Here is a 25,029-nt window from a genome sequence, read left to right as displayed (position 1 = left end):
CCACTTTTTACAAAAAAGCGCGGCCGAAACCGCGCTATTAAAAAACAATCTTAAATCAACATGAATTTACTCATCAAATCCAGAGCCACAATAATTGCAACCCAGAACAAAGCGATAAACACAGTCCAACGGTTCAAATTCTTTTCAGCGACACCAGAACTACCAGCGTTCTTTGTTAAGCCGCCACCAAACATATCGGAAAGACCGCCGCCTTTACCCTTATGCATCAAAATTAACAGAGTGAGCAAAATGCTTGCGAGCACTAATAATACTTGCAAAACAATCTTGACAGCGTTCACAACTAACCTCCCGTTATAGAGTACTTTGATTGAGCATAATACTAACCATTGACCTATTTATTTACAATATTCACAATATCAGCAAGTTCCTGTGCATCTAAAGCAGCTCCTCCAATAAGAAAACCATCTACATCATCTTCTTGTATAAGAGTAGACGCATTTTGAGAAGTAACGGATCCACCGTATAGAATTCGCACATTATTTGCGACTGTTTGCGAAAAAGTATTTCTTAAATCTTCACGAATAGCATATGCAGCTTCTTGTGCAGATTGCGCGTTCGCAACCATGCCAGTTCCAATTGCCCATACAGGTTCATAAGCAATAATCAAACGTTCAGCCTGCTGAGAATCTAAATCACGAGTAACATCATGTACTTGTCCAACTGCAAAATCTAATTCAATACCTTGCTTACGCTCTTCAAAACTTTCACCAACACAAAGAATCGGCTGCATTCCAGCAGCTAGAACAGCTCTAACTTGATCAACAATATTTGCATCATCTTCAGGATGATATTTTCTACGCTCAGAATGCCCAACAATCACAAACGAACATCCAAGACTTGCAAGCATATCTGCTGAAACATCACCTGTGAAAGCACCTTGTGCTGTTACAGATACTGCTTGAGCACCATAAAGTATAGGAAGTTTATTTGATTCAACTAATACTTGCACGCTTCTAATAGATGTAAAAGATGGCATTATAGCTACATCACATTTGCGATAATCAAAATGAAAATCATGTAAAAGTAAAGCAAACTTGTGAACAAAATAAGTAGCTTCACGATGATTAAAATTCATCTTCCAATTACCTACAACAAGCGGCTTTCTTCGTTGAATCATATTCATCCTTAATAGCAATTCTCAAAAATGCTTAAATGATTAAAAATTAACAGTGTGCCGACCCTATATTTAAGAGTCGACACACTATCTACAAATAACTTTATTACAAGAATACTAGTCGAGCACGCTCAAGCCTGGAAGAGTCTTACCTTCCAAGAACTCGAGTGAAGCACCGCCACCAGTTGAGATGTGAGAGAAACCATCTTCTGCAAATCCAAGATTACGAACTGCAGAAGCAGAATCGCCGCCACCAACAATAGTGAAAGTACCATTCTTAGTAGCATCAACCAATCCTTGAGCTACAGCGCGAGTGCCATCTGCGAACTCTGGAACTTCAAACACTCCCATAGGACCGTTCCAAACAACTGTCTTAGAATCAACAATCTTGTCGTGGAAAAGCTTCTGTGAATCTGGACCAATATCTAAGCCCATCTTGTCTGAAGGAATAGAATCAGCTGGAACTACTTCTGGAGCAACTGGAGTATCGCCTGCTGGGAAACCTGCGTTCACAACAATATCAGTTGGAAGAACAAGCTCAACGCCATTTGCTTTAGCTGTTTCAATATATCCTTTAACTTTCTCAAGCTGATCCTCTTCAAGCAAAGAAGTACCAACTTCATAGCCTAAAGCCTTCAAGAATGTGAATACCATACCTCCGCCAATAACTAAACGATTAGCTTTAGAGAGCAAGTTCTCAATAACACCAAGCTTGTCGGAAACTTTAGAACCACCAAGAACAACAGTCAAAGGACGATCTGGATTTTCAGTTGCGCGAGAAAGTGCCTTAACTTCCTTTTCAACAAGCAATCCTGCAGCTGAAGGAAGATCTGCAGCAACATCGTAATTAGAGCCCTGAGCACGGTGAACAACACCAAAACCATCAGAAACAAATACTTCGCCAAGAGACGCAATCTTCTTAGCGTAAGCTGCACGCTCGGAAGCATCCTTGCTGGTTTCTTCTGCGTTAAAGCGCACGTTTTCAAGCAAAACAACGTCACCGTTGTTCATTGCGGCAACTTTAGCTTGAGCATCTTCACCATAAGTGTCTGCAGCCAAAGCAACTTTCACGCCAAGAAGCTCACCTAAACGAGCTGCAACTGGAGCTAAAGAAAGCTCAGGAACAACTTGTCCCTTTGGACGTCCAAGATGAGCCATCAAAATAACTTTTGCATTCTGCTTGCGCAAAGCATTGATTGTTGGCAAAGCTGCACGAATACGGCCGTCATCGGTGATAGTCGTACCCTTGAGAGGAACATTAAAATCAGCACGAACTAAGACGCGCTTACCGCTCAAATCTCCCAAATCCTTAAGTGTCTTCATTGGTATCCTTTCAAAACCATGATGCAAGTAATATAAATCGAAGCATGTTTAATTTGCCTCGAAAATCTACAAATGCCAAGTGCGATTATATCGCATAAACCCAACAAAAAAGCATTTTTATTTGTAATAAAAAACGAATACACATTGCAATTGCATCACAATAAAATATATAAAATTGGGGTTACAAGCATTTCGCTTATAACCCAATAATTTTTGTGTCTTTACGCTCGAACACAGAAATAATTTGTAAGATCATTTACAAATCACGTGCAAATTTAAGAACTATCTTAAGAACGAGATTTTTCAACTTTATCTGAAAGCTGCAAAAGTCTTCTAATACGTCCTGCAATAGCATCCTTAGTAATAGGAGGATTAGCTAAATGTCCAAGCTGTTCCAAAGTTGCATGAGCATGCTCTAAGCGCAAACGTCCAGCCATCAACAAATTATCTGGAATATCATCGCCTAAAATATCAAATGCATGACGCACTTTCTTACAAGCTTCAGTCGCAGCACGAGCACTTCTACGCATATTAGCATCATCAAAATTAGCTAAACGATTAGCTTTTCCGCGTGCTTCACCATCAGATCGCTTACCAGTCCATTCTCTAGCAGAATGTGGAGCTCCAATAAGATTCAACATACGCTCAATAGCATCTGAATCTCTTAAAGTAACTCTTTCAGAACTACGAACTTTACGAGCTTTGGCACTAATTCCTAAACGAGCTGCCATTGTTTGCAAAGCTGTAGCAGCTTCAGCTGTAGGGCAAACAATTTCTAAATAACTCGCTTTACCAGGATCTGAAATAGCACCGTGAGCCAAAAAAGCTCCTCGCCAAGCTGCTTTAACTTGAGCAATACTTCCACCAACAATCTCAGGAGCTAACCCAGCAACAATACGCATACGACGATCCAATAAACCAGATTGCAATGCTAATGCTGTAGCGCCATGTTCAACAAGAACGTCATAACGAATTACAGATCCGTTAGGTGTTTGACGAGTGACCTGAGAAACACTAGCATCACGCTTGCACTGTATTCGTAAAACATCGACAAGCCACTGAGCAGCGCTCAATGAGTCGAATTGGGCACGAATTACAGCCTTATTATTAACTGGTCGCAAACCGCCAGCAAAGCGCATCATCGCAGCCGCTTGAGCCATAATGACAGTCGGGAGCTCGTTGTCGTTCGATACGAGTTCATTTTTGACGTCGTCAAGAAGAGCCAAGAGACAACCTCCTACTTTTGTTCTTCTTCAAGTATGCGTTTTTTGATTCGTGCATGATGCGCAAAACATCGACATGCTCGGCTTTCTGTGATACCGAATGACTTGGACATTTTCGAACAAATCTCAATAATTTGCACATCAATAATTGCTATGCATCAAGATATTACAACACTATTGTTATATTCTACGTGCTAACTCGCGAGCAGAAACAGTAACTTGTAAACCATGAATACGCAATCTTCTTGCTAACTCAATGCTTACAGCTACAGAACGATGTTGACCACCAGTACATCCAACAGCAATCGTAACATAATGTTTATCTTCTTTTGCAAAACCATCAATTGCAGTACGCAATGCTTTTTCATAAGAATCCAAAAAAGAAACAGCTTGAGGATTAGATAACACGTAATCTTGCACAGCTTTATCTTTACCTGTTAAATCTCTTAATTCTGGAACCCAGAAAGGATTTGGCAAAAATCTCATATCAGCTACAAAATCAGCATCCATAGGCATTCCATATTTAAATCCAAAACTAAAAATATGAACCGATACAGTGGATAAGCCTTTTCCAAGAAGACTTTCATAAAGTTTTGTGGAAAGCTGATGAATGCTTAAAGTTGAAGTATCAATAATAATATTCGCACAATCTTTCAAATGACTTAAAAGCTCTCGTTCTTCACGAATACCATCAATAAGACGTCTACCACGTTGTAAAGGATGTGGTCTACGAACTGATTCATAGCGCTTAATAAGAACATCATCATGAGCATCTAAAAACAGTATTTGAGTCTTAACACCCAACTCATCAACATGAGCTAAGACAGCGAAAAGATCGTCAAAATATCCTCGAGATCTAACATCTATAACAGCAGCAAGTTTATGAACTTTAGAGCCAGAAGAAGTCATCATATCTACTAAAGGAATAAGCAGCTTAGGCGGTAAATTATCAATAACATACCATCCCATATCTTCTAAAGCATTTGCAGCATGAGATCTTCCAGCACCACTCATTCCAGTTATTAGCATTACTTCAAAATCAGCTAAAGAACTATTACGTGCATGATTATGCGGAGTAAAAGAATGATTTACAAAATCATCTTCATTATTTTTAATATTAGCTGGAAAATTTTCACTCTTAACACTATCGCTATGCATATCAACATCATGGCAATCATTAAGCAATGAATCATCATTCATAATGCTTCCTCCAACTCTTTACGCATATAACTGCTTAGCTTATCGTAATCTGTAGCCTTGTCAGAATCTTTTTTTGAAGCATTTGCAAAACAATTGTCGCCACAATTTGCAAAACGATTTGCAAAATTTTCTTTAGAATTCCGGTAAGCAGATGTCATAAGCTTTACTTGCTCTAACGCTTGGTATAAAAGCATTTCTTCGCCGCCAATTGCCAATCCGTATTGACTAAAAGCACTAAGAAGCATACTTGGGCGAGGATCATACACAACGTCAAGCAATACTCCCAGACTTTTTACGCACCTATTTTGGCAGTAAGCTTTTAGAGCTAGAGCTATTAAATCTGCAACGTGCGCTGGAACAGTGCTTATTACTATGTCTGCTTCTGATATTGCTCGAATTGCGTCTAGTGAACTTAAAGATTGCAAAATAAGAGATTCATCATATTCAGATAATTTTTCCGCGCACAATTTTTTCGTACTATAGTCAGCAAATTTCGCTGTAACATCTTCACTAAATATTGGGAATTCAATGCCTTGAACCGATTCGTAGTTTGCATTATTTTCGTTACGTTGAATTCCTCCAGGTTGAATCTCGTTACTCTTAAACTCGTTACTTTCTAAGCACGGCTCTATGTTTCTGCTATTTGGAAAATCAGCACAATAGGTACGCAAAATATTATTAAAACGTTCAACGCCTTTTACACTACCATTATTGTCAGTTCTAGCAACAACTTGCACTTTTTCAAGTTTTGAAGCTTGCGCGATTTCTATAAGTGCAGCCATTGCAGATGATGCAGTATTACCACTACCAATAATAACAGCCTTTTTTACTTGACTTATGCGCTCTCGCAAAGCTCGAATAAAAACTGTAATTATGCCATTTACATCAGTGTTGCACAGTTCAATTTGACAAGGAGATGCTGTTGCAGGATTTGTTGTAAAAATCGCTGTGTTTGCGACTCTAAGTGCGCTAGACCAATAATCGCAAGGAGTGCCGAGTTTCATTACGGCTTTTTTAAGCGGCATTGTAAGGCTTAAGCCTTTCCAAGAATCGTCAAGTTTTAAAATAAAATCAGCTAACTCTGTTTCACTCACTTTTTCTTTGCTATATTGCCAATTTGTTAGACCTAAAGCTTTATAAGCAGCGTTGTGCAATACAGGAGAAAGTGAGTGAGAAATAGGATCTCCTAATACTGCACAATGAAAAATCTCACACATATTCTCTCCTATCAATAAGCCAATAAATCCTTAGCGTCAAAACTAAAACGCAATTCTCCTTTATAATTAAATGCGCTATGTTCAGATAACTCTTTACGCAATCTTCTAACTAATTCCCCTCTAAATTCTAAAGGAACTCTTACTACTGCTTTAACACGATCATGCAATTCTTCGAAATGCAAATTGTGATCGCTAACAGGCGTATGCATAGGTACTATTCCAAGCAAAGGCGAAATGGCAACATTATCAACAAAAATATTAGGAAGATCATTATTTTTAATATCTTTATTAAATCCGCTAGAAATATAATGATCAGCATTGTTATCATTATTTTTTATTTTACTAGACTCAATTTCATCACAATAATTATGAATAGCACCAATATTTTTTAATGCTCTCATAACAGCTTGTCTACTACCCCAAACACATGCAGCACAAACTGTTGGAGGAAGAGCAGCTCGCTTTCGCTCAGAAAGCTCATAAGATGCCAAAATAGATGAATCCCACGATTCAAGTGACTTAGCAATTGCACTATGAGTTTCACCTAATATCATCACACATCCGCCACGAGATTTTGCAGCGCAAGCGCAAGAAGCACGCATCCATGATTCCAATACATCGTATGAACCATCTAAATTAGTCAAATATAAACTCGTCCACGCGTCAAGTAAAGCAACTACTTGATATTCTCCAGTAAATGTTTCATATGCAATAGAAGAAATATTAGAAATATTATTGTGATTTTTATCACTTTTTTGACTTCTATTTAGATATACAACATCTGACGCATTACTTTGAAGATTACTTTGAAGATTTTCGCCTATATTTTCTACATCACTTACGCCATTGATACTATTATCACGATCACTGCTATCAACAAAATCATCGCCTGCAGCACGCTTAAAATCAGGTTCTAAATCAATATCTTTTCTACTATTTTCAAAAGAATAATTGTTATTTAAACGTTTAACTCTAGGCTCTGCACCCGGAGTTGCAACTACAATTACAGCTTCCTCGTTAATCCAATGCACAATACCGTTTGAACAATGAGGTGATGAAACAATCAACTTAACACCAGGAAATAGCATTGAAAGCTGCTTAATCGTGCCAGATGCACCGACACGAATTGCGCGCAAAGACTTACCTGAGCAATAAGTACACGACCAATTCGCTAAACTATTACCACACCATGCGCACCTTGAATGAGCGCCATCTATACCAAAATCAATTGGACCTGTACAACGACGACATCTAGCTTGATGACGGCATTTAGTACAAATAACTGACTGAGTAACTCCATCTTGAGGAATCGACATTAGCACAGGCTTACCAATGCTTAATGCATCTTTTATAATCCTAACTGCTGTATCTGGAACTCTTAATCCTGCACTTTCATCGCCAATTTTTTCTAAAGTCTCACGATTAAGCCATCTTACCCAAGCTGAAGCTTCATATCTAACAGAATTAAAAGGAGTAATAATCTCACTTTTTCCAGAAACTAACGATGAATTTTGGTAATTATTTGAATTATTGGATTCATTTAATTTATTTGATTCGTTTGATTCATTTGATTTAAGAGAAGATCTTAAATAATCTTCGCTATCAATTTCATATTGGCTAACTAAACTCCTCGCAAAAGACATAGATATGAATACACCGCCATGACTTTTAGCGCGCAATCGCATAACACCTCTAGCTTGAGCATACGGTTGCATACCGTCAGCCTGCTGATAAGCACAATCTTCAACAATAACGAAAAGAGCAGCTCCTTCAACTGGCGCATACATTGCAGCCCTAGTTCCTAATACACACGGAACAATCCCCTTGGAAATTGCAATCCAAGACCTATATCTATCTGCTGGAGTGTCTGCAGCACAAAGTCGCACAACATCACCAGAAAATTCTCCATTTTTTAACTTCTTATATGGTTTGATTCCGCAAACCATAAGCGCTCGCATAACATCATTCACTTCTCGCAATGTAGGCAATACTACTGCGACTTGTCGCCCAGAGCCGATAGCTGTTGTAATAATCCATGCCAAATCTTGCGTCCAACGTCCAGAGCCCGGCAAAGCATCCAAAATAAAAGAAGAAGATTGACTAACGTTATTAACTTCATTAGAAAAATCACGAAGCTCATTGAGTTCATCACAAGAAATATAAGAATATGGATTATTAACATGACATAATGCTTTCTTCAAAGATAAAGCATTATTATAAGACGCTATCATCCTGTCATCGCTTGTACGAAATACACGCTCTGAGCCGTTATATTCAACTAAATTACTTGATAAGTCTTCGTGAAATTTAAGTGATGGAAGAATTTTTTCTCGAAGCGTTTTAATCCTAAGTTTTTGAGAGCGATTACAAAAATAAGCATCTTCTTCAACACTTGCTATTCTTTGAGGAACAGCCAACCTAATAATATTTGCAGGAGTTCCACCATAAGCATCAGCTATAGATAGAATATCTGCTCGCATTGAAGAAGATAATAAAACTCCACTTGACAAAACACGATCAATAAATCTCAAGGAATCTTTTGTAGTATGAGATTCATCTGACCTAGACCAAATAATTCCATTAACACGTCTTGCGCCAAAACGAACTCGAACTAATACTCCAGGGCGCGCAATATCATCATATTTTTCTGGAATAAGATAATCAAAAGTATGACCTAAATGCGCAGCTTGAACATCAAGCATAACATGAGCAACAGCATTAGAATGTGCAGGCACACTATAAGATGCGCTTTTTTTACGCTTCTTCTTGTGTGCTAAACCTTCTAATTCAGGTTGTTGCAGCATAAATCACACTTTCACTCTTATGCTAAATAGTCTAACAATTCTGCTGATGAATAGACGAAATAGCATGTTTCAAATCTTCAACACGATTCAAATTCTCCCAAGGGAATTGCACATCAGTTCTGCCAAAATGACCATAGGATGCAGTTTTAGCGTAAATTGGACGCAATAAATTAAGCTCGTCAATAATTGCTGCAGGGCGCAAATCAAATACCATACGAACAGCTTTAGATATATCGTCACAACTTATTCCAGAAGTTTCAGTACCGAAAGTTTCTATATTTACACTAACTGGCTCAGCAATACCAATGGCATAAGCTACTTGCACTTCTACTTTATGAGCTAAAGATGCCGCAACTATATTCTTTGCCACCCATCTAGCAGCATAAGCAGCAGAACGATCTACTTTACTTGGATCCTTTCCAGAAAAAGCACCGCCACCATGATGAGCAGCTCCACCATATGTATCGACAATAATTTTTCTGCCTGTCAAACCAGAATCTGCAGCAGGCCCTCCTAATACAAATGAGCCAGTAGGATTAACTAACATCCTATAATTTTCGTAACTAACTTTATCTTCAAGAGTTTCTTTAAAAACAGGATTAACAACATTTTCTACTAATTGCTTTTGAAGCCAATCATGCGAAACATTTGGATCGTGTTGAGTAGAAATAAGAACAGTATCAACACGCTTAGGACTACCATCTTCACCGTATTCAATAGTGACTTGAGTTTTACCATCAGGACGCAAATGCGGGATAATACCATCTTTACGAACTTTTGCTAATCTATACGCAAGCTTATGAGCTAAATAAATAGGCAAAGGCATATAAGAATCTGTTTCATCGCTAGCATAACCAAACATAACACCTTGATCACCAGCACCTTGAGAAGAATAACGATCTTGTAAAGAAACTGAATCATTCTTAGAATCTATACGCTGTACACCTTGATTTATTTCAGAACTTTGCTCAGTAAGCGATACCATAACACCGCATGAATCTGCATCAAGACCAATAGTAGAACTCGTATATCCAACGTTTCTAACAACTTTACGAACTATTCCAGGAATATCTGTATAAACTTCTCCACGAACTTCGCCAAAAACTACGAATTGACCTACGCAAGCACACACTTCTACAGCAACATGAGCACTAGGATCTTGGCTGAGCATATCGTCTAAAATCGAATCAGCAATTTGATCACATAACTTATCTGGATGCCCCTCTGTCACAGATTCTGCAGAAATTAACTTGCGTTCTTTCATGTACCCTCCATATTTTTAAGCAAAATCACGCATAAACTAACAAATCGCAGCCATATAATCACTCAAGGAGCTACCTTATATGACTGCGATCGTTCTAACAAAGAAATAAAACTTAATTGCCTTCACTCATATCATCGTCACCAAGAGTTTCCTCTAACAAGCCTTCGTTGATTTCACGGAAAGCAATAGAAAGAGGCTTTTCTTGATTTTGATACTCAACAAGCGGACCAACATTTTGCAATAAGCCCTCATTGAGTTGAGTGAAATAAGAATTAATCTGCCGTGCTCGTTTTGCGGCAAACAAGGCAAGCGCATACTTGGAGTCCGCATGTTCCATCAAATCGTCAATCGGCGGATTCGCAAGTCCCGTAGGTGTTGGCTGAGTGCCCAATGCCATAATGTTCTCCATATTCTATGGTGCCACAATAGTTCCAAGTTGCTTATTATATGCTACAGCTTGGATATTGCAAGCATCGATTTCCTTTTAAATAAAAAATTTTAAATGTTCTATACTATTATGCTCTAAGACTAAAGGAGAAAAACAGCTTTCGCTCACTTCAAATCATATTCTTGAGCAATTATATTCCATAACTCGTTAGCAGCACGATTTACATCATCATTAACAATAACTACGTCAAATTCGCTAGCAGCAGCTATCTCTACTTTCGCAGTTTCTAAACGCCGCTTTTGCTGCTCAGGAGTTTCAGTACCGCGACCAATCAATCTTCTTTTAAGTTCTTCAAAACTTGGCGGAGCTATAAAAACATAAACAACTTCTAATCCTAAACGAGAAGCTTCTTGCTTAACTCGCCTAGCACCTTGCAAATCAATCTCTAAAAGAGTAGGAATATTCTGCTCTAAATGATCTAAAACAGGCTGAAGAAGAGTTCCGTAATAAGCCATTCCATGAACTAGTGCAGTTTCTAAAAATTCTCCGTTACGCTGACGGCGCTTAAACTCATCTTCATCTAAAAACCAATAATGAATGCCATTAAACTCTCCTGGGCGAGGAGATCTAGTAGTTGCAGAAACAGAGAGCCAAATATTAGGGTGTTTTTCACGCAATACGCCTTCAACAGTACCTTTTCCAGCGGCAGTAGGACCAGTAAGAACAATAAGCCTACGCTTACGAACACCGTATGTATAAGTTGTATTGGCCATCGTAACATCGTGCTCCACTAAAATCATGTTTTGTTTACTATAGCTTACGTAAAAATACATTACATAAACATATAAACACGTTACCACTCTTACATGAATTATAACTTCGTTTTCTGTTAATGCCTTATTGCTGATTTTTATTTGCTCTTAAATCCAACAATTTAATTTAATATTTTCATAAGCTTAATGTTGAGAATCGTCAATCCATTAAAGCTTGACGAATATCCCAAGCAATACGCTCAGTAGCAGCTGAAAGAGAGCCGATATCTGGACCATGAGAAGCAATAGATCTAGAAACAGTAACTAAAACATTTCCGTGAGTTCCAGCAAATACAGTTTTCAAATCGTTTGCTTCAGCTCCTTGCCAACCATATCCAGGAGAAAGAATTGGACCTGTAAAACTAGTAAGATCAACATCTCCACCATTCATCCAATCTCCAATAGTAGCTCCAACAATTAAGCCAACCGAACCCATGCCTTTAGTGTGCTCATTAAAGCTTTGAGCAGTTTGAGCAATACCATGAGCAACAGTATGCCCGCGATAACTTCCACTTTGACGAATAGCTGTTTGAAGATTAGCTCCTTCACGATTAGATGTCAGGGAAGCCATGAAAACTCCACATCCATTATTCAAAGCTTCGTTTATAAGACTACTCATAGAGCGAGCGCCATAATATGGAAGAAGAGTTATAGCATCTGCTCTTAATGGTGCTCCAGGCTTAAAATATGCATCTGCTAAAGCTGAAATAGTTGTAGATAAACCACCGTGACCGCAATCAACAATAGTAATAACATCCATTTGACGAGCCGCATAAAGAACACGTTCAAGCGCTGCGAAACCTTTAGATCCGTAGCGCTCAAACATACTCGATTGGAATTTAACTGCAGCAGCACGACCGTTCATAGATTGAAGCATTCGCATAGAGAACAATTCAGCACCTTGAGCATCCATATTGTATCCCCAATTAAGCAACATTTTCCTATGAGGATCAATACCGACACATAGAGGTCCATATTTTGCCATTGCATTTTGTAAACGCAAACCAAAATCAGATCTTTGTGCTTGTAATTCTTGATCGCATATGCTTTCAGTCATATGATTTTACGCTCGACTTTCTTAAAGCTACTTCTGGTTTTCAGCACATTCTATTGCAAACAGTTGCTTAGCATGCTCCTGTATACTCATAACCTGATAATCATTGTTTTTAACAGCTTCAATAGCCATTAAAACAGGTGCGAACTCAGTAATTGTAGTGAATTGAGGAAGATCTGCAGCAACAGCAGCAGCACGAATTGCATATCCATCAGTGCGAGATCCTCTAGAATTCGGTGTGTTCAGCACCATATCAATCTTACCATTCTCAATAAGTTCTACTACGTTTTTGCCAATTCTTTCTTTAGAATATTCGCTATCACGCACATCTTTAGCGGTATCACCAATACTAGAAATTTTATCTACAATAACAGAATCAATACCGTATCTACGCAATACAGAAGCAGTACCTTCAGTAGCCCAAATAGTAAAACCAAGTTCCACTAAACGAACAGCTAATAATGGCAATTGTCTTTTATCTGCATCACTTACAGAAACAAATACATTTCCGCTTGTTGGCAATCCTCCCTTATATGCAGCAAGCTGGCTTTTAGCAAAAGCGTGTGGAAAATCTCTATCGAATCCCATAACTTCACCAGTTGAACGCATTTCAGGTCCAAGAAGAATATCAACAGTACGTCCAACAGGAGTGCGGAAACGCTTAAAAGGCAGCACGGAAGCTTTAATAGCAACTTGTTGACCTTGATGAATATCACCGCCGTCACCCTTAGGAAGAAGAAGACCACGTTTACGTTGCTGTTCGATTGTTTCACCAGCCATAATTCGTGCAGCAGCTTTAGCAAGCGCTACACCAGTTGCCTTAGATGCAAACGGAACTGTGCGCGATGCTCGAGGATTTGCCTCAATCACGTACAAAGTATTCGCCATAAAAGCGTACTGAACGTTAATAAGACCGCGAACTGAGCAGCCGCGAGCAATCGAAAGCGTGCCCTCACGAAGGCGGCGAATCTGATCGTCCGAAAGTGTGCTTGGAGGAAGAGTGCAAGCTGCGTCACCAGAGTGCACGCCAGCTTCCTCAACATGCTCCATAATTCCGCCAATATAAAGCTCGTTGCCGTCATAAAGCGCGTCAACATCAATTTCAATAGCGTCTTGCAGGAACTTATCAATCAAAAGAGGAGAAGGAAGCCTGCCAGAAACAACAGTGTCTGCACGAGCCTCATTCAATGCGCGCTCAACATATTTTGCAAGCTGAGAGTCATCGTACACGATTTCCATGCCACGCCCGCCAAGCACGTAGCTTGGTCGCACAAGAACCGGGTAACCGATTGCGTGAGCAGCATCCTTAGCTTCTTCCAAACTTAACGCTGTGCCGTATCGAGGAGCATTCATTCCTTCTTGACGAAGAACTTCACCGAAAAGTTCACGATTTTCAGCCAAATCAATAGCTTCAGGAGTTGTTCCCAAAATTGGAACTCCTGCAGCTTTCAGACGAGCAGCAAGCGAAAGCGGAGTTTGACCACCAAGCTGCACAATCACGCCTTTAACTGGTCCAAGTTTCTTTTCAGCTTCATAAATTTCAAGAACATCTTCGAAAGTAAGAGGCTCAAAGTAAAGACGATCAGACATATCATAATCTGTAGAAACAGTTTCAGGATTACAATTAACCATAATAGTGTCGTAATCCTTACCCAGTTCTTGAACAGCATGAACACAAGTGTAATCAAACTCAATTCCTTGTCCAATTCGATTCGGACCAGAGCCAAGAATAATTACTGCTTCACGATTGCGCTTCTTCAATTCACTTTCATCAGCATAGCAAGAATAGTAATAAGGAGTAATAGCATCAAACTCTGCAGCACATGTATCTACAGTTTTATAAACAGGATGCAATCCATAAGCCCAGCGAAGCTCGCGGACCATATTTTCACCCTCATCACCAAGAGAACGCAAATGTGCAATTTGAACGTCCGAAAGACCTGCAAGCTTAGCATTCTTCAAAACTTTAGGAGTTAAAGTTTCAGCATTTTTAACATATAAAGCTGTTTTATTGATTTGTGCAAGTTGATGAATAAACCATGGATCAATTTTAGTTGCATCGAAAATCTGTTCAGGAGTAGCTCCTCCCCACAAAGCACGCTGAATTTGCAAATATCTATGCTCTGTTGGAGTATGAATCTCATTTAGAAGATCCTCAACTTCTTCTTTACTTGGACACTCACCATCCCAGCTAAAGCATGCATGACGCTTGTCAATTGAGCGCATTGCTTTACCAAGAGATTCCTGGAAGTTTCCAGCTAACGCCATTGCTTCACCAACTGACTTCATAGAAGTAGTAAGAGTGGTATCTGCTCCTGGGAATTTTTCGAAAGCAAAACGCGGAATCTTAGTAACAACATAGTCAATCGTTGGCTCAAAACTTGCAGGAGTAGAACGAGTAATATCATTTTGAATCTCATCCAAAGTGTATCCAAGAGCAAGTTTCGTTGCAATTTTCGCAATCGGGAAGCCAGTAGCTTTAGATGCAAGAGCAGAAGAACGAGATACGCGAGGATTCATCTCGATTACAATTATGCGACCCGTTTGAGGATTGATTGCGAACTGAATATTGCATCCACCAGTATCTACACCAACACCGCGAATAATAGCAATACCAATATCACGCATCTTTTGATATTCGCGATCTGTAAGAGTAAAACATGGAGCTACAGTAATAGAATCACCTGTATGCACTCCTACTGGATCAACATTTTCAATAGGGCAAACAACTACAACATTATCCTTTGAATCTCGCATAAGCTCAAGTTCAAATTCTTTCCAACCTTCTATTCCTTCTTCAATAAGAACTTCATTAGTTGGAGAATAATGTATGCCTGCTCCTGCAATACGATGCAACTCTTCTTCATTATGAGCAATACCAGAGCCCAATCCACCCATTGTAAAGCTTGGACGTACTACTACTGGGTATCCTAAAGTTTCAACAATTTTGTCTACTTCTTCTATTGAATGAGCAATAAATGATTTTGCGCTTTCCGCTCCTGCTTTTTCAACGACTTTCTTGAAAAGCTCACGATCTTCTCCTCTATCGATTGCTTCCAAAGAAGCGCCAATCAGCTCAACGTTGTACTTCTCTAGAATTCCTGCACGACCTAAATCCATCGCTGCATTAAGCGCAGTTTGACCGCCTAGTGTTGGCAACAGCGCGTCTGGCTTCTCTTTTGCAATTATTCTCTCCAAAATTGACGTGTCAATCGGCTCAATATAAGTAGCATCAGCAAGCTCAGGATCAGTCATAATCGTAGCTGGATTAGAGTTGACTAAGATTACGCGAATACCCTCTTCATGCAAAACTCTACAAGCTTGAGTTCCTGAATAATCAAATTCTGCAGCCTGGCCAATAACAATAGGACCAGAACCAATTACCATAACAGACTTTATATCAGTACGTTTTGGCATAGTAAATTTCCCCTTATTATTACTTTTCTGATTTAACGCAATTGTTATTATGCAAGCGCATAAGCTCTACAAAACGATCAAACAAATAAGATGCATCATGAGGACCAGCAGCAGCTTCAGGATGATATTGCACAGAGAAAGCTGGAATATCTAAACATTGCAATCCTTCAACAACGTTATCGTTCAAATCAATATGAGAAACCAAAACTTTACCAAATTTACCATTCTCATAAGGAGATTGAACCGGCTGACCAATAGGAGCATCCACAGCAAAACCGTGATTATGCGCTGTAACTTCAACTTTTCCAGTGGTTAAATCTTTTACAGGCTGATTTACTCCGCGATGACCAAATTTTAACTTATAAGTATCGAATCCTAACGCTCTACCTAAAAGCTGATTCCCGAAGCAAATTCCAAAGAATGGATATTTTGCATCCAAAACTTTACGCAACAACTCAACTTCACGATTAGCTTGAGATGGATCCCCAGGACCATTAGAGAAAAATACTCCATCAACATTAAGATTTTGAAGATCTTCAAAAGAAATTCCTGAATTTACAACATATACTTTGCATCCGCGCTCAGCTAAACGATGCGGAGTCATTGCTTTAATTCCAAAATCAACAGCTGCAACACTGAATAACGGTTTCTTGCCCTCATACTCTCCAGATGGCTCAATAGTATAAGTAGTTTTAGTACTTACTTCATCAGTTAAACGCAAGCCTTGCATTTGAGGAGTTTTCTTAATTTCATTAACAAACGATGCAACTGTACGTATTGCTCCAGTTGTACTGTCAATAAGCGCATCACTAGAAAAAATGCCGGCACGCATAACGCCTACCGAGCGTAAATGACGTACCAGCTTTCTAGTATCAATACCACTGATTGAAACGATACCTTGTTTTTCTAAATCATCTTGCAAGCAACCAGTAGATCTCCAATTACTAACAACCGGGCTTGGAACTTTAACAACATATCCAGCAACCCAGATTTTTGAAGATTCTGGATCTTCAAGGTTAACACCTGTATTTCCTATGTGTGGGAACGTTTGAACGACGATTTGTTGATCATAACTTGGATCAGTTAGTGTTTCCTGATAGCCTGTCATACCTGTTGAGAACACAATCTCAGCGCATGTAGAACCTTTAGCACCAAAAGGTTTACCAACGTAAACCTGACCATCCTCTAATACCAATACTGCATCGTCACTGTCGAATCCAGCAAAGGTGTCATTGTAGTCCACCTTAACCCCCTTATGGCTTTAGGTTATTCGTGGCAAGTCTACTCAGATTGTAGGACCGCGACTCGCCGAAATTGTGGATATAAAAAATCCGCTTAAGCAAATACTTTAAGCGGATTAACAAAATTTCAATTATTCAACTACATTAAATCTAGAAAATAATTTACTATTCTTCTATTCTTGCAAAGATTCACTAGTTTCAGATTCACTAGCATCCGTTTCATCAGCGTCTTGTGAAACTACATCACCATTTAATCTAGCTAAACAATCATCTTTAGAAGAAACAATTGCACTCAACAATCCATGAATGAAAGCAATAGCATCATCATCACTATAAATCTTTGCAAGTGCAATAGCTTCATCAATAGCTACTTTATCTGGAACATCATCGTTCGCAAGAATTTCCCATGCTGCGATTCGTAAAATATTACGATCAATAACAGCCATTCTTCCAACTTTCCAGCCGGTTGAACAATAATTAAGCACTTTATCAATTCTATGGCGGCGTTCACCTACACCGCGCACAATCTCAACTGCATATTCTGGAAGAGGAGTTTGAGCGCCAGGCTCTTTTACGCGCTCATCAAGTAAAGAAAGAATATTCTGACTTTTTTCATCTGCTTCGTAAAGCGTATTCAAAGCCCTCTTACGAGCTGTAGAGCGTGCCATAGTAGAGTCCTTCGTTTTATATTGTATTTAACTAAATCTTTATTAAGTTTTACTTTAACATTAAACTTAATCGTTTATCCAATAAAGAATTTTACTAATTCGATTTTTTATTCTTAATAAAATTTTCAAACGCTAAATATTTAGAAAATAAAGAAAATCTATATTAAAAATCGAAAAGAACGACCCAGCAACGCGTAAAATATATCGTTACCAGGCCGCCCAATATTGAAAATTTAATTAGTTCTCACGACCAAGATAAGATCCATCACGAGTGTCGACCTTAACTTTTTCACCTTCACCTACGAAAAGCGGAACCTGAATCTCAGCTCCGGTTTCTACAGTTGCTGGTTTAGTTCCAGCATTAGAACGATTACCTTGCAAACCAGGCTCTGTATGAGTAATAGTCAAAATCACAGATGCTGGAAGCTCAACACTTAAAGGAGTGCCGTCATGGAAACTTACTATGCAATCAGTACCTTCAAGCAAATACTTGCTTTGATCTCCAACCAAGTCCTTAGGAATATAAACTTGATCGTAAGTTGTCATATCCATGAAGACAAAATTATCTCCATCTTCATAAGAATATTGCAAAGTACGATTGTCAACAGTTTCAAACTCCATCTTCATTCCGGCGTTAAAAGTCTTATCAACGATCTTGCCTGAGAGCACATTCTTAATAGTAGTGCGCACAAAAGCAGGACCTTTACCTGGCTTTACATGCTGGAACTTAACAACAGTCCAAAGCTGACCTTCAAGGTTTAAAACCGATCCATTCTTAATATCATTGGTAGTCTGTGCCACGAGTTACCTGTTTCTTTCGCTAATAAAGCTGCAAGCGCAGCTTAAGAAATAAACCTTGCTTATTATGCCACAAAGCGTCAACTAATTAAAATCCAAAAACAATACTAAAGACGAAATAGCATATTTTTCTTAATTTTGACCATCTTGACCACTTTGACTATCTTGACTATCTTGAGTGTCAATATAATCAGGATCAACAGAGTCTGAATTATCATCACGACCAGACGGGACGTATCCTCCATCATCATCTTTTTGATGTTGAGAAGAAAGCGGATATCCATTACCATCACGATTTAGAAAATTAGAACTCAAATTTTTAATTTTCTCAAGATATTGATCAAAAGCTTTCTTTAAATCGTCAATGCATTGCTTCATCTCTTTAATATTATTGTTATTGCTATTATTAAGAGCTTGATTAGCTAAATCAACGATTTTCTGTAATTCATCTTTAGCTTGAGATAAAACAGGAATATTTTTAGTTTTATTTATAAGATCTTTGCCTTTAGAAACCAATTTCACTAGCTTTGCTGAAATAACACTCTTGGCAGCTTTAACAGCGTTATAAGCAGATTTTTTCAGGGAATCATTATCTTGACGGAAATTTTCAATTTTCCCAGAAAACTTATCTTCCACAGAAGGAGAATTGCTAGAATCAGCACCAACTGGACAATTTTGAATCTTCTCATTTAAATCCGCTTTAACATAATTTAAAGAAGATTCGAAATCATCAAAAGCGCTCTTAGCTTCATCAGAATTCACTACGAAATCATATGTTTTAATTTCTGTAGCATTACTAACATCGTCACTAGAAAGAGTTGCCTCTAGATTTTTTTGCTCAGAAAGCAAATCTTTACGCAAGCGAACGCAATTCTTAGTAGGCTCACTAACATTATTATGTTTTATGCTATTAGAATTAGTAGTAAACAAGAAAAATACAATTGACGCAACAATAGCAATTGCAATAACGCAAACAGCAACTACAGCTGCAATTTCTCTTTTACCACCAAATAATGAATTATCAAAATCATCATTATAACTAGAACCGTTTTCGCTCGTGTCTTTATCATAATCAGCAGGTATAAATTCAGGAGGCATATCTTCCGGGTTATCGAAGTTGCTATTTTGATCATTCATAATCGGTCATTTCATAGTAAAATTCACACAACAATAACGTAAATAATATAACTATATAAAGAAATTTAATTTTTAATGCTATTCACGCGCTCCATACTCTTGCAAATACTTTTTTGCGCTTCTTACAAGATTTTCATCCATAACAGCACTTCCATCACTATTTGTAAGCTTTTGAGCTGCATTAAAAATTTCACTTACGTTAGCAATTGGCAAAACAGGGAAGCCAAATTCTTTCTCGACTGCTTTTACTGCAGAAAGATCGCTATCTTTTGTGCGCTCCATTCTATCAACTGCTAAAATCAAACCGACTACTTCAACTTTTGCTTCAGAATTTAATTTTGGTAAAGTTTCACGAACAGCTGTTCCTGCAGTCATAACATCGTCAACTAATAAAACTTTCATGCCATCTTTCAAAGGCTTTCCAACCATAACACCGCCATCGCCATGATCCTTTCTTTCTTTACGATCGAAAGTAAAACCAACCGGCATATTGTAATTATTAGTCAACGCAATAGAAGTAGAAACAGCCAAAGGAATTCCTTTATACGCTGGACCAAATACAGTATCAATATCTTTCGGGAGTTGACTGTTATTTATTGCTTGTACAACTCTTTTAGCGTAATAATCTCCAAGAGTTGCAATTTTCATTCCATCGTCAAATGCTCCAGCGTTTATGAAATAAGGCGATTTTCTACCAGATTTCAATGTGAAATCACCAAATTTAAGAGCTCCTGAATCAAGTAAAAACTTAGTAAAACGTTCGTCTAACTGTTCCATTATTAACTCACTTTCTTAATATTTTTATAAGTTTTGCAAAACCTTAGCGCCAAGTCTTACCTTCAGCAAGCAAAGATGCTAATTTCGGTCTAGAATCAAGCAAATCATCTAATTCTCTAGCAATACGGATTGGAGCTGTAGGATCAACTAAAGCAGCAGCACCAACTTCTATTGCATTAGCACCAGCATACAAGTATTCAAGTGCTTTTTCTCCAGAATCAATTCCGCCAATACCAATAATAGGAATATCTGGCATAGCTTGACGAACTCGCCAAACAAATCCTAAACCAATTGGGAAAACAGCAGGACCAGAAACACCACCAGTGCGATTCGCAATAATTGGTTCACCAGTTCGAATATCAATACGTAATCCAACTAAAGTGTTAATCATACTAAGAGCGTCAGCACCAGCATCAACTGCAGCTTTACAAATTGTCACAATATCTGTAACATTCGGAGTCATCTTCACAATCATCGTCTTATCTGTCATTGCACGAAGACGAGTAATTAAGCGGTGTAATGCCACTGGATCCGTGCCGACACTCATACCACCGTGAGTGACATTTGGACAACTAACGTTAATCTCCAACATATCTGCAGAAGAATCTGCAAGTTTAGCTACAACCTGAGCATAGTCATCGTCACTATGACCTGCAACATTAGTAATTACAAGCGCTCCCATCTTTTTAAGCTTAGGTAGCTCATCTACTAAATAATGGTCAACTCCAGGATTTTGTAAACCAACTGCATTTACCATTCCAGAAGGAGACTCTGCTGTTCTAGGAGCAGGATTTCCTTGCCAAGGCACAGGTGAAACACCTTTAGTACATATTGCACCAAGCTGACTAACATCATAAAAACGACGACATGCTGCAAGCTGAAAAGTTCCAGAAGCAGTTCCAACCATGTTTTTCCACTTAACACCTGCAACTTGAGTTGGATGTTTCCACACGTGGCTTGTGTCAAAACCTAAAGTTTCAGCGGAATTTGTAGCGTTCATATTTACTTCTTACTCCCAACCCAATCGCTTAGAATCAAAAACTGGACCTTCATTACAAACTTTCAATCGACCTTCTAGAGTATCTACTACACAAGCAACACAAGTGCCATAGCCACAACCCATACGAGCCTCTAAACTAAGTTGACATTCAATACTACGCTCATGCGCCCAATGAGAAACAGCTTTCATCATTGCAAGAGGACCACACGAAAGAATTACAATCGGCAAATTATCATTAAAATTAAAATGATTTTCTTCCTCTAATTTATTAAGAAGCGTAATAACAGTTCCTTCAGAATTAGTAATACTATGAACATCACTAATATATTCTTTCATTAAATCATCCGCAAAACGCTTATCTCTATATCCAAGAATCGCGCTTACAGTAGAATTCTCACACTTACTTAATGCTTGAGAAGCACATATCAAAGGAGGAACTCCTAATCCTCCACTTACAAGAATATAATGAGCAGATTTAGAAATATCATACCCTATTCCTAAAGGACCAAGCGCATCAACACTATCACCTGCACGAAGGCGAGAAAAAGCTTTCGTACCGACTCCTACAACAGCGAATATTAAAGTAAAAGTATCACCTTCAACACTTGCAACTCCAAAAGGTCTAGGAAGCATAGTTGTTGAATCAGGAGAATACAAATTTACAAATTGAGCAGGAAGCGCACATTCAGCTATAGCAGAATCTCGCAAAGTCAAACGATATACACCATCATCAAGTTTCTGATTGTCTATTACTTCTATAGCACGTCTTGCTAAAAGAGGTGAATATTTTGCGTCATCATTAGATTTTGAGGGACTACCACCTATATCATCAGCATTATTATTACGAAAAGTAAATATGGAGCTTTCCAAAGCTTTTCGCGTATGCATAAACATGCCATCACTCATGTGATACCCCTACTCTTGTAGTAATTGCTATTAATTTTTATTTTTAAATCTAAAAAGCTTAAATTTTAGTTATTATAAACAATTTATTAAGCTATCTTTTAAATTATTCTTAAGTTATATCAAATTACTATTATTTGCACTTAACAGTTTCACGAATATTCACCTTTTAATCAACATATTTTAGCGATACACAGCTTGACGCAAGTTATCGCGCATATCACATGCAGATTCATAAGCACAATCTCTAACAATTTCAAGAACACTATCTATAGATAGCGAACCCTTATTTTTTATATATGATTCTGATTTTTTCCACGATCCTATAATTCCACGAGAAGAATTAACTATAGCTCCAGAGGCAAATTCGTCAAACATGCCAGCAACATCTTGAGCTGTACCGCCTTGAGCACCATATCCTGGAACCAAAAAGAAAGTATGAGGCATAAGATTGCGTAAATGTTTACCTTCTTCAGGATGAGTAGCTCCAACTACAGCACCGACTCTAGAATAACCATGCTTTCCAATATTTGACTCACCCCATTGTTCAATAAGATCAGCCATATGCTCGTATACAGCTTTACCATCTTGTACAACAAGCTCTTGCAACTCTTTACTAGAAGGATTTGACGTTCTAAGAAGAACAAAAATGCTCTTATTATACTTAACAGCATTATTTATAAAAGGCTTCACGCCATCTGAACCCATATAAGGATTAACAGTTAATGAATCTTCATGCCAAACATCATTATTTTGTGATTTTTCTAAAATTTTTGTTAAAGAATCATTCAATAATTCATTTTTTGAAGTCAAATAAGATGTAATATCTGTAAAACCGCTTATATGAGCAGCATACTGAGCTGCAGTAGATCCAATATCTCCTCTTTTAGCATCCCCTATTACAACTAATCCTTTAGATTTTGCATATTCGCAAGTCATAGTGTATGTATCTATTCCAGCAGGACCAAGCGCTTCATACATAGCTATTTGAGGTTTTACTGCTGGAACAACATCTGCTATTGCATCAATAATCGAACGATTAAATTCGAAATACGCTGTAGCCATAAGAGTTGAAAGAGCCTCAGAATCATCAACTTCTTGTAAAACTTCATCAACAAGTCCGTTAATAATCTCAATAGGAACAATATCGGCTTTAGGATCTAACCCTACAACGCTAGGATTTTGTTTAGATTCGATTGCTTCTATAAGTTCGTCCATACAATTTCCCCTAAATTAGATAAATTAAATTCACATTCTTGAAAACGCAATTTCAGATCCAATAATTGTAGCTACTGGACGTCCTTTAACATCCCATCCATCGAATGGAGTGTTACGAGCTTTTGAATGGAAAGATTCAGCGTTCACAGTCCATCTTTCCTTTGTGTTAATCAAAACTAAATCAACATTTTCAGGATGCTCAGTTATGCTCAATCTCAAAGTACGCTTCGTGTCACATCTAGAAGATACGTTAAGCAATGCAGCAATATCAGTTGGCCTTCTACTCATCAATTGCATAGGATTGACTGACATCAACTCAATCAAATGTTTATCATCTGTGTATCCTGCATCTACTAACACTTTTCTGCAAACAGCATATGCACATTCAAGACCAATAATTCCGTTAGGAGATACAGCAAAATCACCAGACTTTTCTTTTTTAGTATGAGGAGCGTGATCTGTTGCAATCATATCAATTGTTCCATCTGCAATAGCAGCTAGTGTTGCTTGACGATCTGCTTTTGAACGAAGAGGAGGATTCATTTTTGCCATTGAACCGTAACGCAATACATCTTCATCACATAATGCAAGATAGTGAGGAGCTGTTTCACAAGTAATAGGCAAACCTTCTTTTTTAGCTTTACGTATAGCTTCAAAAGATGCAGCAGTACTTACATGCTGAAAATGAACATGCACACCAGTTTTACGAGCAGCGTCAATATCTCTTTGAACAATTGATAATTCTGTAGAAGATGCAATACCTTCAACACCAAGCATTTTCGCAACAGGACCATCATTCATACATCCACTTTCGTGATGTTCGCAATGTTCTACGAAAGGCAAACCAGTTTTCTTAGCCATATCAAGAACATCTAACAAGATAGATTCAGGTACAGCAGCACCATCATCACTTATTGCAGTAACAGGATGCTTACGCATTGGAGAAGTTTTTTCATCATCGCTTATTCCAAGAACATATTTTTCCCAATGCTCTATATTGCTAGGCTTTAATCCTTTACGACCAAGAGAAGCGCAAACAGTTACATCGTAGCGAACAGGTAATTTCACTCCATAGATACATCCGTATCGTTGCAAATAATCTATAACATTTTCAACATCAAATGGAGCATCAACCCATTTCTCACCATCAACTGCAGGAATCGTATTTGGCATGATTAAAACTTGCGTATAACCACCAGCAGATGCAGCTTCGCTTCCTGTTTGCATAGTTTCTTTGTCAGTTTGACCAGGATCTCTAAAATGCACATGCGGATCAGCAAAACCAGGAGCGACAATCATGTCACTTGCATCAATATCTCCACTTAATCGCGCATTAGGCTCTATCAAAGCATCTTGGCGAACACCATCAACTATAAGATCTATACGTTCACCAGTATCCCACACAGAGATATTGCGCAAATTTAAGGTACGTGCCTCGTCCATATAACTC

At 38.3% G+C, this 25,029-nt stretch carries 20 protein-coding genes and 1 pseudogene; all 21 read right to left on the bottom strand.

The genetic code is table 11. The features are described from left to right. Positions 1 to 50: 50 nt before the first annotated feature. The 21 genes and pseudogenes from secG to Q0X59_RS00115 all read right to left on the bottom strand — a co-directional run bounded on the left by secG (position 51) and on the right by Q0X59_RS00115 (position 25,022). Entirely contained in the window at positions 51 to 299 is a 249-nt protein-coding gene (gene secG, locus Q0X59_RS00215; RefSeq protein WP_075523332.1) for a preprotein translocase subunit SecG, read from the bottom strand. 53 nt (positions 300 to 352) lie between these two features. After that, complete coding sequence (gene tpiA, locus Q0X59_RS00210) at positions 353 to 1,138, bottom strand: triose-phosphate isomerase (RefSeq protein ID WP_297642350.1); 786 nt, start codon at positions 1,136 to 1,138, stop codon at positions 353 to 355. Between the two features lie 114 nt (positions 1,139 to 1,252). Continuing rightward, positions 1,253 to 2,458, bottom strand: a complete 1,206-nt coding sequence (locus Q0X59_RS00205; protein ID WP_297642348.1) for a phosphoglycerate kinase — start codon at positions 2,456 to 2,458, stop codon at positions 1,253 to 1,255. Positions 2,459 to 2,745: 287 nt separating this feature from the next. After that, positions 2,746 to 3,684, bottom strand: a complete 939-nt coding sequence (gene whiA / locus Q0X59_RS00200; protein ID WP_075523335.1) for a DNA-binding protein WhiA — start codon at positions 3,682 to 3,684, stop codon at positions 2,746 to 2,748. 177 nt (positions 3,685 to 3,861) lie between these two features. Continuing rightward, a pseudogene (gene rapZ / locus Q0X59_RS00195) lies at positions 3,862 to 4,719 on the bottom strand (RNase adapter RapZ); the annotation flags it as partial. 158 nt (positions 4,720 to 4,877) lie between these two features. After that, positions 4,878 to 6,098, bottom strand: a complete 1,221-nt coding sequence (locus tag Q0X59_RS00190; RefSeq protein WP_297642345.1) for a shikimate dehydrogenase — start codon at positions 6,096 to 6,098, stop codon at positions 4,878 to 4,880. An 11-nt stretch (positions 6,099 to 6,109) separates the two neighbouring features. Further along, positions 6,110 to 8,902 carry a primosomal protein N' gene (locus Q0X59_RS00185; protein WP_297642343.1) on the bottom strand — a complete coding sequence of 931 codons (2,793 nt, stop codon included), beginning with the start codon at positions 8,900 to 8,902 and terminating at the stop codon, positions 6,110 to 6,112. Positions 8,903 to 8,933: 31 nt separating this feature from the next. Then, the gene (gene metK / locus Q0X59_RS00180; protein ID WP_103043067.1) at positions 8,934 to 10,166 is read right to left on the bottom strand and encodes a methionine adenosyltransferase; all 1,233 of its coding nucleotides are present in this window, start codon (positions 10,164 to 10,166) and stop codon (positions 8,934 to 8,936) included. Between the two features lie 112 nt (positions 10,167 to 10,278). Beyond that, positions 10,279 to 10,563 (bottom strand): DNA-directed RNA polymerase subunit omega, encoded by a 285-nt coding sequence (gene rpoZ / locus Q0X59_RS00175; RefSeq protein WP_075523339.1) that lies wholly within the window; start codon positions 10,561 to 10,563, stop codon positions 10,279 to 10,281. Positions 10,564 to 10,718: 155 nt separating this feature from the next. Then, positions 10,719 to 11,327: a guanylate kinase gene (gene gmk / locus Q0X59_RS00170; protein ID WP_075523340.1), complete on the bottom strand. Its 609-nt coding sequence runs from the start codon at positions 11,325 to 11,327 to the stop codon at positions 10,719 to 10,721. A 199-nt stretch (positions 11,328 to 11,526) separates the two neighbouring features. Continuing rightward, positions 11,527 to 12,423: an orotidine-5'-phosphate decarboxylase gene (pyrF, locus tag Q0X59_RS00165; RefSeq protein ID WP_075523341.1), complete on the bottom strand. Its 897-nt coding sequence runs from the start codon at positions 12,421 to 12,423 to the stop codon at positions 11,527 to 11,529. 27 nt (positions 12,424 to 12,450) lie between these two features. Beyond that, entirely contained in the window at positions 12,451 to 15,837 is a 3,387-nt protein-coding gene (gene carB / locus Q0X59_RS00160; protein WP_297642339.1) for a carbamoyl-phosphate synthase large subunit, read from the bottom strand. 19 nt (positions 15,838 to 15,856) lie between these two features. Beyond that, the gene (gene carA / locus Q0X59_RS00155; RefSeq protein WP_297642336.1) at positions 15,857 to 17,080 is read right to left on the bottom strand and encodes a glutamine-hydrolyzing carbamoyl-phosphate synthase small subunit; all 1,224 of its coding nucleotides are present in this window, start codon (positions 17,078 to 17,080) and stop codon (positions 15,857 to 15,859) included. Positions 17,081 to 17,251: 171 nt separating this feature from the next. Then, on the bottom strand, positions 17,252 to 17,746 hold the full coding sequence (gene nusB, locus Q0X59_RS00150) for a transcription antitermination factor NusB (protein ID WP_075523344.1): 495 nt from the start codon (positions 17,744 to 17,746) through the stop codon (positions 17,252 to 17,254). Between the two features lie 237 nt (positions 17,747 to 17,983). Beyond that, complete coding sequence (efp, locus tag Q0X59_RS00145) at positions 17,984 to 18,547, bottom strand: elongation factor P (RefSeq protein ID WP_004130995.1); 564 nt, start codon at positions 18,545 to 18,547, stop codon at positions 17,984 to 17,986. Between the two features lie 129 nt (positions 18,548 to 18,676). Continuing rightward, a complete protein-coding gene (locus Q0X59_RS00140; protein ID WP_296156899.1) occupies positions 18,677 to 19,681 on the bottom strand; it encodes a hypothetical protein in 1,005 nt (334 codons plus the stop codon). Between the two features lie 78 nt (positions 19,682 to 19,759). Next, entirely contained in the window at positions 19,760 to 20,458 is a 699-nt protein-coding gene (gene pyrE / locus Q0X59_RS00135) for an orotate phosphoribosyltransferase (RefSeq protein ID WP_075523346.1), read from the bottom strand. 43 nt (positions 20,459 to 20,501) lie between these two features. Then, positions 20,502 to 21,458 carry a dihydroorotate dehydrogenase gene (locus tag Q0X59_RS00130; protein ID WP_297642332.1) on the bottom strand — a complete coding sequence of 319 codons (957 nt, stop codon included), beginning with the start codon at positions 21,456 to 21,458 and terminating at the stop codon, positions 20,502 to 20,504. Positions 21,459 to 21,467: 9 nt separating this feature from the next. Beyond that, the gene (locus tag Q0X59_RS00125; protein ID WP_103043073.1) at positions 21,468 to 22,364 is read right to left on the bottom strand and encodes a dihydroorotate dehydrogenase electron transfer subunit; all 897 of its coding nucleotides are present in this window, start codon (positions 22,362 to 22,364) and stop codon (positions 21,468 to 21,470) included. Positions 22,365 to 22,544: 180 nt separating this feature from the next. Continuing rightward, positions 22,545 to 23,579, bottom strand: coding sequence for an orotidine-5'-phosphate decarboxylase (gene pyrF, locus Q0X59_RS00120; protein ID WP_075523349.1), 1,035 nt, complete (start codon positions 23,577 to 23,579; stop codon positions 22,545 to 22,547). 30 nt (positions 23,580 to 23,609) lie between these two features. Next, positions 23,610 to 25,022, bottom strand: coding sequence for a dihydroorotase (locus Q0X59_RS00115; RefSeq protein WP_075523350.1), 1,413 nt, complete (start codon positions 25,020 to 25,022; stop codon positions 23,610 to 23,612). Positions 25,023 to 25,029 lie beyond the last annotated feature (7 nt).

The organism is uncultured Gardnerella sp. (assembly GCF_947280595.1).
Taxonomy (GTDB): domain Bacteria; phylum Actinomycetota; class Actinomycetes; order Actinomycetales; family Bifidobacteriaceae; genus Bifidobacterium; species Bifidobacterium vaginale_A.
The sequence above is the reverse complement of the archived record's forward strand: the minus strand, read 5'-3'. Positions and strand labels throughout refer to the sequence as shown.

Coding starts and splice junctions, on each gene's coding strand:
- tpiA (WP_297642350.1), bottom strand. CDS start 1,138: ATGATTCAACGAAGAAAGCCGCTTGTTGTAGGTAATTGGAAGATGAAT.
- Q0X59_RS00205 (WP_297642348.1), bottom strand. CDS start 2,458: ATGAAGACACTTAAGGATTTGGGAGATTTGAGCGGTAAGCGCGTCTTA.
- Q0X59_RS00190 (WP_297642345.1), bottom strand. CDS start 6,098: ATGTGTGAGATTTTTCATTGTGCAGTATTAGGAGATCCTATTTCTCAC.
- Q0X59_RS00185 (WP_297642343.1), bottom strand. CDS start 8,902: ATGCTGCAACAACCTGAATTAGAAGGTTTAGCACACAAGAAGAAGCGT.
- metK (WP_103043067.1), bottom strand. CDS start 10,166: ATGAAAGAACGCAAGTTAATTTCTGCAGAATCTGTGACAGAGGGGCAT.
- rpoZ (WP_075523339.1), bottom strand. CDS start 10,563: ATGGCATTGGGCACTCAGCCAACACCTACGGGACTTGCGAATCCGCCG.
- gmk (WP_075523340.1), bottom strand. CDS start 11,327: ATGGCCAATACAACTTATACATACGGTGTTCGTAAGCGTAGGCTTATT.
- pyrF (WP_075523341.1), bottom strand. CDS start 12,423: ATGACTGAAAGCATATGCGATCAAGAATTACAAGCACAAAGATCTGAT.
- carB (WP_297642339.1), bottom strand. CDS start 15,837: ATGCCAAAACGTACTGATATAAAGTCTGTTATGGTAATTGGTTCTGGT.
- nusB (WP_075523344.1), bottom strand. CDS start 17,746: ATGGCACGCTCTACAGCTCGTAAGAGGGCTTTGAATACGCTTTACGAA.
- Q0X59_RS00140 (WP_296156899.1), bottom strand. CDS start 19,681: ATGAATGATCAAAATAGCAACTTCGATAACCCGGAAGATATGCCTCCT.
- pyrE (WP_075523346.1), bottom strand. CDS start 20,458: ATGGAACAGTTAGACGAACGTTTTACTAAGTTTTTACTTGATTCAGGA.
- Q0X59_RS00130 (WP_297642332.1), bottom strand. CDS start 21,458: ATGAACGCTACAAATTCCGCTGAAACTTTAGGTTTTGACACAAGCCAC.
- Q0X59_RS00125 (WP_103043073.1), bottom strand. CDS start 22,364: ATGAGTGATGGCATGTTTATGCATACGCGAAAAGCTTTGGAAAGCTCC.
- pyrF (WP_075523349.1), bottom strand. CDS start 23,579: ATGGACGAACTTATAGAAGCAATCGAATCTAAACAAAATCCTAGCGTT.
- Q0X59_RS00115 (WP_075523350.1), bottom strand. CDS start 25,022: ATGGACGAGGCACGTACCTTAAATTTGCGCAATATCTCTGTGTGGGAT.